Annotated in this window: 6 protein-coding genes; 1 reads left to right on the forward strand and 5 read right to left on the reverse strand. The window is 62.5% G+C overall.

Annotated features, from left to right (window positions below; translation table 11 throughout):
* Positions 1-73: 73 nt before the first annotated feature.
* The 5 genes from recR to ACRESD_RS03325 all read right to left on the reverse strand — a co-directional run bounded on the left by recR (position 74) and on the right by ACRESD_RS03325 (position 5,374).
* Positions 74-676 (reverse strand): recombination mediator RecR, encoded by a 603-nt coding sequence (gene recR, locus ACRESD_RS03305; RefSeq protein ID WP_015885312.1) that lies wholly within the window; start codon positions 674-676, stop codon positions 74-76.
* 66 nt (positions 677-742) lie between these two features.
* A complete protein-coding gene (locus ACRESD_RS03310) occupies positions 743-1,777 on the reverse strand; it encodes an NADP-dependent oxidoreductase (RefSeq protein ID WP_431749615.1) in 1,035 nt (344 codons plus the stop codon).
* 144 nt (positions 1,778-1,921) lie between these two features.
* Complete coding sequence (locus ACRESD_RS03315) at positions 1,922-2,260, reverse strand: YbaB/EbfC family nucleoid-associated protein (RefSeq protein ID WP_003175481.1); 339 nt, start codon at positions 2,258-2,260, stop codon at positions 1,922-1,924.
* 43 nt (positions 2,261-2,303) lie between these two features.
* The gene (gene dnaX, locus ACRESD_RS03320; RefSeq protein ID WP_431749616.1) at positions 2,304-4,370 is read right to left on the reverse strand and encodes a DNA polymerase III subunit gamma/tau; all 2,067 of its coding nucleotides are present in this window, start codon (positions 4,368-4,370) and stop codon (positions 2,304-2,306) included.
* A gap of 77 nt (positions 4,371-4,447) precedes the next feature.
* Positions 4,448-5,374, reverse strand: coding sequence for a DMT family transporter (locus ACRESD_RS03325; protein WP_431749617.1), 927 nt, complete (start codon positions 5,372-5,374; stop codon positions 4,448-4,450).
* Between the two features lie 102 nt (positions 5,375-5,476).
* On the opposite strand from ACRESD_RS03325, the gene ACRESD_RS03330 reads away from it, so the two are divergent.
* Positions 5,477-6,340 (forward strand): LysR family transcriptional regulator, encoded by an 864-nt coding sequence (locus tag ACRESD_RS03330; protein WP_431749618.1) that lies wholly within the window; start codon positions 5,477-5,479, stop codon positions 6,338-6,340.
* Positions 6,341-6,382: the final 42 nt, after the last annotated feature.

Below are 6,382 nucleotides of genomic sequence, written 5' to 3' on the forward strand. Positions count from 1 at the left end.
GTCAATATCTTTGTTGACTGATACCCTGCATTCGCGAGCAAGCCCGCTCCCACATTTTTAACGGTGTCGCCCGTTAGAGGGCGATGGGTTTGCGACCCGCAAACGAATGCGCCAGCGTCCCGCCATCCACCAACTCCAGCTCCCCCCCCAACGGCACGCCATGGGCGATACGCGAGGTGATCAGGCCTTTATTGGTCAGCAGTTGAGCGATGTAGTGCGCCGTGGCTTCACCTTCCACTGTCGGGTTAGTGGCCAGGATCACCTCGGTAAAGGTGCCCTGCTCCTCAATCCGCGCGACCAACTGCGGAATGCCGATGGCTTCCGGCCCAAGGCCGTCCAGGGGTGACAAGTGCCCCTTGAGCACGAAGTAGCGCCCGCGATAGCCAGTCTGCTCTACCGCGTACACATCCATCGGCCCTTCCACCACGCACAGCAGCGTGTCGTCACGGCGCGGGTCGGCGCATTGCGGGCAGAGTTCTTCCTCGGTGAGGGTGCGACACTGCCGGCAGTGGCCCACACCGGTCATGGCCTGGCTCAGGGCCTGGGCCAACCGGGTGCCGCCGCTGCGATCGCGCTCCAGCAGTTGCAGGGCCATGCGCTGGGCAGTTTTCTGGCCCACGCCCGGCAAGGTACGCAGGGCGTCGATCAATTGGCGAATAAGGGGGCTGAAGCTCATGGGCGAAGGGTCCGACAAAACAACGAGACGCGGTTTATACCCGCGCCCCGGATTAGCGTCAAATGGTCAATCCTGCGCGACGCGCACCACCAACTTGCCGAAGTTGCGCCCCTCCAGCAAACCAATGAAGGCTTCAGGCGCCTGCTCCAGGCCGTCGACCACATCCTCACGGAACTTGATCTTGCCGTCGCGCACCCACGGTGCCATCGCACTGAGGAATTCGGGCTGGCGGTCACCATAGTCGTCGAACACGATGAAGCCCTGGATGCGCACACGTTTGGTGAGCAAGGTGCGTTGCAATGCCGGCAGGCGATCCGGCCCACTCGGCGCTTCATGGGCGTTATAGCCGGCGATCAGGCCGCACAAGGGAATGCGCGCCTTGGGGTTGAGCAGCGGCACCACGGCATCGAAGACTTTGCCACCGACGTTTTCAAAGTAAATATCCACACCCTTGAAGCACGCCAGGGCCAGCTCATGGGCGAAGTCAGGGCTCTTGTGGTCAACGCAGGCATCAAAGCCCAATTCGTCCACCACGTAGCGGCACTTGTCCGCACCACCGGCGATACCCACCACCCGCAAGCCCTTGAGCTTGGCCACCTGCCCTACCACCGAACCCACCGCGCCGGACGCCGCCGCCACGACCAGGGTTTCGCCGGACTTGGGCTGGCCGATATCCATCAGCCCCATATACGCAGTCATGCCCGGCATTCCCAGCACACCTAGCGCCATCGATGGGCTCGCCAGGCCCTTGGGCACCGGCATCAGGTTGCGACCGTCAGAAATGCTGTGGCTCTGCCAGCCGGTCGAGCCCACCACCAGATCCCCCACTTCAAATTTCGGACTCCGTGATTGCTCCACACGGCTGACGGCGCCACCGGTCATCACTTCGTCGATTTCCACGGGCGCTGCGTAGGACGGGGCGTCGCTCATGCGCCCACGCATATAGGGGTCGAGGGACAGGTAGAGCGTCTTCAACAGCACCTGGCCGTCCGCCAGATCCGGCAGGTTCACGCGTTCCAGGCGGAAGTTTTCTGGGATCGGAGCGCCTTGGGGGCGCGAGACCAGGACAATACGCTGGTTCAGGACTGATTCTTGAGGCATGAGGGCTCCTTTATCGAATGCATCGGTATAGGGTGCAGACCACGCTTGCCGGACCGGGGTTCGATTGGATCAGCACAAACAAAAATGCCAGGCACGAGGCCTGGCATTGGAGTCTAGCTACTCTCAACCGTCAGAGCAGGCCGATCAGAACGGCAGCTTCATGCCAGGTGGCAGTTGCATGCCAGCGGTCACACCGCCCATTTTTTCCTGGCTGTTGGCTTCGATCTTGCGCACGGCGTCGTTGACGGCAGCGGCGAACAACGCTTCGAGCATTTCCAGGTCATCTTCGCCAACACCCGGCAATACGCTTGGGTCGATGCTGACGCGCTTGATGTCGTGACGACCGGTCATCACCACACTGACCATATCGCCACCGGCCTTACCGGTGACTTCGGCGTTGGCCAGCTCTTCCTGCATCTTGGCCATCTTTTCCTGCATCTGCTGCGCCTGCTTCATCAGGCCGGCCATGCCACCTTTCATCATGGGAATCACCTCAAAGTACGTGGATCAAGTTAGTAGCCCGGTGTCAGGACGCCTGGGGCACCGGGGCTTCGACAGGTTCAATTGTATCTTGGCGAACGACGGCGCCGAACTGCTGCATCATTTGCTGGATGAGCGGATCACCGTGAATCGAGTCTTCCGCTTCGCGCTGACGGTTGATACGCCGACGCGTGGCAGCCTGGGCCGGGGTTTCCTGCTCGGGCTTGATCAACTCGATAGCGATGGTCAGCGTACGCTCATGGTACTGGTTCAGCGCATCGTTGAGACGACGCTGCTGGGTCGCGTTGAACAGCGCACTGTGGGCCGGGTCCAGGTGCAGCAGCCAGTGATCGCCTTCAATGGAGATCAGCGTGCAGTTGGCAGCGATGCTGCCGGTCATGCCGGAAATCGGCAATTTCGGGAACAGTTCCAACCATTGCAACGCCAGGCCGGTGGCGGGTGCCGCAGCCGGCTCAACCTCGGGCTCCGGCGCCGGCTCGGCGGTGTGTTCGCTGGCCAGCTCGTCCAGATAGCTGTAGGCCGAATCCATGTCCGGCTCGATGTAGTCTTCGTCCAGTGGCGGCTCATCGTCGAGATCGATGCCCGGGGTAGCGGCATCTACCTGGGCGACGGTCGGCTCGGGAACCGGCGCGGATACCCACTCGGGGGCGTCCGGCACCACGCTGTCCGGGGTCGGCGTGGGCATCGGCGTCAGCTCGGGCTGTTCGCCGCTGGTTTCCAGCACAGGCTCCACGGCGGGCTGCTGCTCCACCTGCGCCTCGACCTCCACCGGGTCGTTCCACGGCAAGTCGACGACCGGCTCGGGCTCAACCACCGGTTCCGGCTCGAGCACGGGTGCGGCTATCACAGGCCCAGGCTCAGGCTCGGGTTCAGAGGCCGCCGCCACTGGCGCAGGCGCAGCCACCACTGGCGCGACCACTGCCGCGCCAGCCACTGGTTTGGCGGAATCAACTGTGGCCTGGCTGATCCCCACTGGCTTTAGCGGCTGTCTCGGTGCGTCTGCCGAGTCGGCGGGCCGGAAGGCAAGCATCCGCAGCAGCACCATTTCAAAACCGCCGCGCGGGTCCGGTGCCAAAGGCAGGTCCCGGCGACCAATCAGGCCCATCTGGTAATAGAACTGCACATCTTCGGCGGGCAACGCCTGGGCCAGGGCCAGCACGCGGTCGCGGTCGCCATGGCCGTTGTCGACGCCTTCAGGCAGCGCCTGGGCGATGGCGACGCGGTGCAGCACGTTGAGGATTTCCGAGAGCACACCGTTCCAGTCCGGACCTTGCTCCGACAGGTGGCGCACGGCTTCGAGCAACGCCTTGGCGTCGCCTTCGATCAGCGCATGCAGCACGTCGAATACCTGGCCGTGATCGAGGGTGCCGAGCATGGCACGCACATCGGCGGCCATGACCTTTCCTTCACCGAAGGCGATGGCCTGGTCGGTGAGGCTCATGGCATCTCGCATCGAACCATCGGCGGCACGGCCGAGCAGCCACAGCGCGTCGTCTTCGAACGGTACGCTCTCGGCACCCAGCACGTGGGTCAAATGCTCGACCACGCGCTCGGGGGTCATGTTTTTCAGGGAAAACTGCAGGCACCGCGACAAAATCGTTGCAGGAAGTTTCTGCGGGTCGGTGGTGGCCAGGATGAATTTGACGTAGGGCGGCGGCTCTTCCAGGGTCTTCAGCAAAGCATTGAAGGAATGGCTGGAGAGCATGTGCACTTCGTCGATCAGGTAGACCTTGAAGCGGCCACGGCTCGGCGCGTACTGCACGTTATCGAGCAGCTCGCGGGTGTCTTCGACCTTGGTGCGGCTCGCGGCGTCGATCTCGATCAGGTCGACAAAACGCCCTTCGTCGATTTCCCGGCACACCGAGCACGTGCCGCAGGGTGTCGAGGTGATGCCGGTTTCACAGTTCAGGCATTTGGCGATGATGCGCGCAATGGTGGTCTTGCCCACCCCGCGAGTACCGGTGAACAGGTAGGCGTGGTGCAGCCGTTGGCTGTCCAAGGCATTGATCAGAGCCTTGAGCACATGGGTCTGGCCGACCATTTCGCGGAACGAGCGCGGACGCCATTTACGTGCAAGAACCTGATAACTCATCGAAAACCGTCGCAACTGGAGAGCAGAGGCCGGTAATGCTAGCGGAGCAAGGGGGAAATTGCATCCGGCACGCTCGTCTAATCTGATTTGGCTTGCGTGGCTGGCCCCTCAAGGGCGCACCGGCTGAGGATGTTCCAGCGGCCCTCTAGGCTGATAGCCGCCACGCTGGCCAACACAACCATCCCGCCGAGCACCACCTGCAATGCAATATGCTCACCCAGCAGCGTCGCCGCCATCACCATCGCCACCGGCGGGACCAGATACATCGCCACCGAGGCGCGGCTGACCTCAACATGCTTCAGTACATAGCCCCAGGCCAAGTACGCCAACGCGCTTGGGAATATCCCCAATACCAACACCGACAGGTTCTCCGGCAACGGCGCCTGCATCATCGCGACCGGCAAGCCAGGCAGGTTCACACATAGCATCAAGGTGCCAGCCCAGACCATGTAGCACGCCATGGTCAGCGGGCTGTAGTGATGGGCGTAGTGCTTCTGGATGGCGAAATAGATACTCCACGAAACCGCTGCCAGCAGGATCAACAAGCCACGCGGGTCGATCTCTCCCACGCCACGGTCGCCCCAGATCACCATCAACACGCCAGCCAACCCCAACAGCACACAGCCCCAGCGCCAGGCACTGACGCGCTCCTTCAAACAGAACGACGCGATCAGCACACTGAACAGCGGCGCTGACTGGGCCAGCACACTGGACGCCGCCGCCGTCACCCACTGCTGCCCCTCGTTGAGGCTGGTGTGATGCAGGAACACACCAAAAAAGCCCAGCACCAGCAACCACGGCAGATCCCGCAGGCGCGGTCGGCCGATCCCCATCACCAGCGCCACACCGCCCATGAACACCGACGCAATTAAAAACCGCAGCAATGCCAATTGGCCGGGACTGTAGCTGTGCAGCCCCATATGCACACCAATCGGCGAGTAGGCCCAGCAGAGGATGACGCTGGCGATGACTAGCGTAAGCTTCAAGGGTGACGGGGTATTCATTGACGGCATCCGCGAACTGAGTGGGAATGCCGTCAGTCTTGGCTTGCGTAGGACGTAGGACAATTAACCGTTTCTGACTTCTGAAATCACTGGAACTGAGTAATGGAACTGGCCCAACTGAAAATGGTGCGAGCCGTGGCGCAAACCGGCAGCGTGGCCCAGGCCGCCCTGCAACTGCACTGCGTGCCGTCCAACATCACCACGCGGATCAAGCAGTTGGAAAGCGAGTTGGGCACGCCACTGTTCATCCGCGCCGGGCGCGGCTTGGTGATCAGCGCGGCCGGTGAAATCTTCCTGGAGTACTGCGAGCGCATCCTGGCGTTGGTGGAGGAATCCAAACGCGCGGTGGACGCCAACGCCATTCCCCGTGGCACCCTGCGCATTGGTGCCGTGGAGTCCAGCGCCAGCGGCCGCCTGCCGCCCTTGCTGGCGGAGTACCATCGGCGCTATCCCGACGTCAGCCTGGAGTTGGTCACCGGTGCCTGGGCGCAATTGCTGGACGATCTGCAACACCACCGTCTCGATGTGGCCTTGGTCGCCAGCGGCAGCAAGCGCGCCAAGCTCGAACACAGCGTGGTCTACAGCGAACGCCTGGTACTGATCGCCAGCGCCTCCAGCGAGCCGATCACCAGCGCCAAGGACTTGGCTGGTCGCACGTTGCTGGTGTGGCCACCCGGCTGCCCCTACCGTGCCGCGCTGGAAAACTGGGTCAAACCCCACGACTTCAAGCCGAGCATCGCCAGCTATGCCAGTTGGGGCACGATCATCGGTTGTGTCAGTGCGGGGATTGGCGTGGCGTTGGCGCCCGAAGGCATCCTGGCCCGCTATGAACAGGCCAATCAGCTGGCGTCGTACCGGTTTGAGGAATTGCAGGCGGTGGACAACCTGCTGTTCTGGCACAAAGACACCCAGCGCCATCTGGCACGGGATGCGTTTGCCGGGCTGTTGCGCGAAACATTCGGCTGACACTGCTAACAAATGTGAGAGGGGCCAAGCTCTATGTAGTGA

This window comes from Pseudomonas sp. (assembly GCF_050739995.1).
Taxonomy (GTDB): Bacteria; Pseudomonadota; Gammaproteobacteria; order Pseudomonadales; family Pseudomonadaceae; genus Aquipseudomonas.